The sequence below is a fragment of the Chroococcidiopsis cubana SAG 39.79 genome, from assembly GCF_003991895.1.
GTDB classification, from domain to species: domain Bacteria; phylum Cyanobacteriota; class Cyanobacteriia; order Cyanobacteriales; family Chroococcidiopsidaceae; genus Chroococcidiopsis; species Chroococcidiopsis thermalis.
Genome location: NZ_RSCK01000223.1, coordinates 1 through 3177, shown reverse-complemented (window position 1 = coordinate 3177; position 3177 = coordinate 1). Strand labels below are relative to the sequence as shown.

General features: G+C 49.0%; 4 protein-coding genes. All 4 read left to right on the top strand.

Translation table 11 applies throughout. From position 1 onward, the window contains the following. On the top strand, positions 1–193 hold a 193-nt coding region (locus DSM107010_RS40990; RefSeq protein WP_206751860.1), incomplete at its 5' end, for a hypothetical protein. A gap of 107 nt (positions 194–300) precedes the next feature. Beyond that, complete coding sequence (locus tag DSM107010_RS37405; protein ID WP_106171075.1) at positions 301–1671, top strand: FAD-binding oxidoreductase; 1371 nt, start codon at positions 301–303, stop codon at positions 1669–1671. A 17-nt stretch (positions 1672–1688) separates the two neighbouring features. After that, entirely contained in the window at positions 1689–2138 is a 450-nt protein-coding gene (locus DSM107010_RS37400; RefSeq protein ID WP_106171070.1) for a cupin domain-containing protein, read from the top strand. A gap of 196 nt (positions 2139–2334) precedes the next feature. Beyond that, positions 2335–3033, top strand: coding sequence for an alpha/beta fold hydrolase (locus tag DSM107010_RS37395; RefSeq protein WP_106171073.1), 699 nt, complete (start codon positions 2335–2337; stop codon positions 3031–3033). Positions 3034–3177 lie beyond the last annotated feature (144 nt).

Genomic DNA, 3177 nt, shown 5'->3' with positions numbered 1-3177 from the left:
AACGCAATCCCCTCTTGCCCAAATGGGATATTCTTATCCGACCTGCCTCATAGGTATTTTGTTTCTTGGAGATCGCCTAACTCCAAAGAAGGTATTTAAATATGACAATCACCAAGGAAACAAAAAGCCTCAGTATGCCCTGGGAGCAAGAGTACGGGTATTCTCAGGCGGTGAAAGTTGGGGATACCAATAAGCAACTCATTGAAGTCTGTGTTCTGGAGCCATCAACCCTTTGAGAAATAAGAAAGATAACTAGAACATTGTTGAGTGATTCAACTTACAACATGGAGAGAAGAAACGATGACAATTACGCCTAGTCAGAATAAAACGTTGTTTGATTATCTCGCAGCACTGCTCACAGGACAGCTTATTTTGCCGGATGATGCTGCCTACGAATCGGTGCGCCAACTCTGGAATGGCAGGGTGAAGACCCGCCCTGCTGCGATCGCTCGTTGTTTAACTGTAGAAGATGTTATTCATACGGTTCGCTGGACGCGAGAACATGGATTACCACTTTCGGTTCGAGGCGCAGGACACGAAATTTTTGGGCGATCGCTGCGCGAGAATGGCGTAGCGATCGATCTATCTCAGATGAAAGCTATTACCGTCGATCCAGTTGCACACACAGCCCAAGTTCAAAGTGGAGCAACGGCTGGTGAACTGATCGGAGCAGCAGAAAAATATGGATTAGCGACGACTACAGGAACCGTCTCCAGCGTTGGCATGACAGGACTGACTTTAGGAGGAGGCTATGGCTCACTGATCGGGGCTTACGGACTAGCTGCCGATAACCTGCTATCCGCACAGGTCGTAACCGCCGACGGGCAACTTATCACCGCAAGTGCCGAAGAGCATTCAGACTTGCTTTGGGGACTGCGGGGTGGGGGTGGTAACTTTGGCGTTGTGGTTTCCCTGGAGTATCGTCTGCATTCACTTACGACAGTGCTATCGGGGATGCTGCTCTATCCGCTAGAGCAAGCTAGAACTGTGCTAAGCAATTTTAACGAGTTTATCACCACTGCACCCGATGAATTAACCATCCGGTCTGGATTTCTTCAAACACCCGATGGCGCAACAGCTCTGTTTCTCTCACCCACCTATTGTGGTGCGATTGCAGCAGGTGAGGAGGTGATTGCACCCCTGCGTACTTTTGGTAATCTATTAGTCGATCGGGTACAACCCGTTACATATAATGACCTGATTCATCAGTTGAATGTGTTTACCCCAGCAGGTCGCCACTACTACCTTCAAACTCGCTCGCTAGCTGGGTTGCAGACTGAGACGATCGAGGTGCTGATCGAACAAGGACTGCCCCTTCCTTCCCCGTTTTCGACGATCAACATTCATCACTTTCATGGAGCTGCGAGTCGTGTGGGTGTATCCGAAACCGCTTTTGCGCTGCGTCAGGATCACCTCATGATTGAGATAATCGCCGCCTGGGAACCCCAGTCTCCCGACGAAGAGCAACGGCATCTCCAATGGGCACAGCACATCTCACGCTCCCTTGCACCCTATGCCTTCAAAGGGGGATATATCAATCTCCTGGATCGGGAAGAGCAGGAACGTGTTCCGCTCGCTTTCGGGTCGAACTATGAGCGCTTGCTTGACCTCAAGCGGAGATATGACCCAGATGACGTCTTTCATTCGACGATCGGACATCTTACGCCCTAATCATTAGGAGCAATTTCATGACCCAATCTTTTTGGTTTTTTGGTTCTTACCTCACCATCCTTGCCGATCGCACTACGACCGGAGGACAGTACGATCTAATTGAAGGTTACTTTCCACCTGGCTCCCAGACTCCTCCCCATCGCCACACGCGCTATTTGGAGCAACTCTATGTGCTGGAAGGAGAATTCACGATTTGGGCAGGTGAGAACAAGTTGGTACTCAGCACTGGTGAAAGCTTCCTAATTCCGGTTGGCACACCTCACGTCGTTGCCACAATTGGCGACCGACCCGCTCGTGGATTGATAATTGCTACGCCCAGTGCCTTTGCCCGATTGATTGCCGCAGTAGGAACGCAGGATAAGACAGAAACACCGGACATGGCACTGTTCGATCGCGTTTCTGCTGAGATTGGCGACGAGATTTTAGGATCGTCTGGAACCTTACCCTCCGCTGCTACAAAAACGTAGTAAATCCATTGGCTTCAACGTGTATTTCTATCAATCAGCAATAAGGACTTATGAGTCATGTTAATATCAAAAACTTTTGGATCAAATCAACAATTCATTAATGCTTAAAATTGCATTCAATTTATGGATTACTAATCATCAAAAACCTGGCTTTTCGGGTTCCGTAGATTAGCAATCAATTCAAGGAGTAATCTCTATGTCCAAAATCAAACCTTCGATCGTTCTGGTTCATGGTAGCTGGGCGGATGGTACATCCTGGCAGCATATTATCCCACTTCTGATACAGGCTGGCTATAACGTGACCGCTGTGCAAAACCCGCTGATTTCTCTTCCAGATGATATTGCTACAACCAAGCGGGCGATCGATTCTCAACCAGGACCTGTTGTTGCAGTCGGTCACTCCTACGGTGGAGCCATAATCACAGGCGCGGCGGTTGGTAGCCCGCAAGTGAAAGCCTTGGTTTATATCGCGGGTTGGGCATTAGCACCAGGCGACAGCATTAGCCAGTTAATTGGCAAATACCCATCCCCTCCACTCGTCACAGCAATTGTTCCAGATGCAGGAGGCTTCCTTTACATCGAGCGCGAGAAGTTTCACGAGGTCTTTACTCATGACGTATCGATAGCCGAAGCGCAAGTGCTGGCAGTCACGCAAAAGCCTGCCGCTAGCATCACGTTTGAGCAATCGGTGGAAAGCGCAGCTTGGCAGACTATCCCCTCATGGTATCTCTTAGCTCAGGAAGACCGAGCCATTAACCCTGAGCTTCAGCGATTCATGGCAAGCCGAATCGATGCCAAAGTTACTGAGCTTGAAGCAAGCCATGTGCCCTACATTTCTCGTCCCAGAGAGGTTGCCAATCTGATTATTGAAGCAGCAAGCTCTGCTGTGGAGTAATTCGATCGCCGCGCAATTGTGGCGTATACAAGAAAAGATTGTTTTGTAAGTTGCTTAGAACAATCTTTAGGCGATCTCCAAGAAACAAAATACCTATGAGGCAGGTCGGATAAGAATATCCCATTTGGGCAAGAGGGGATTGCG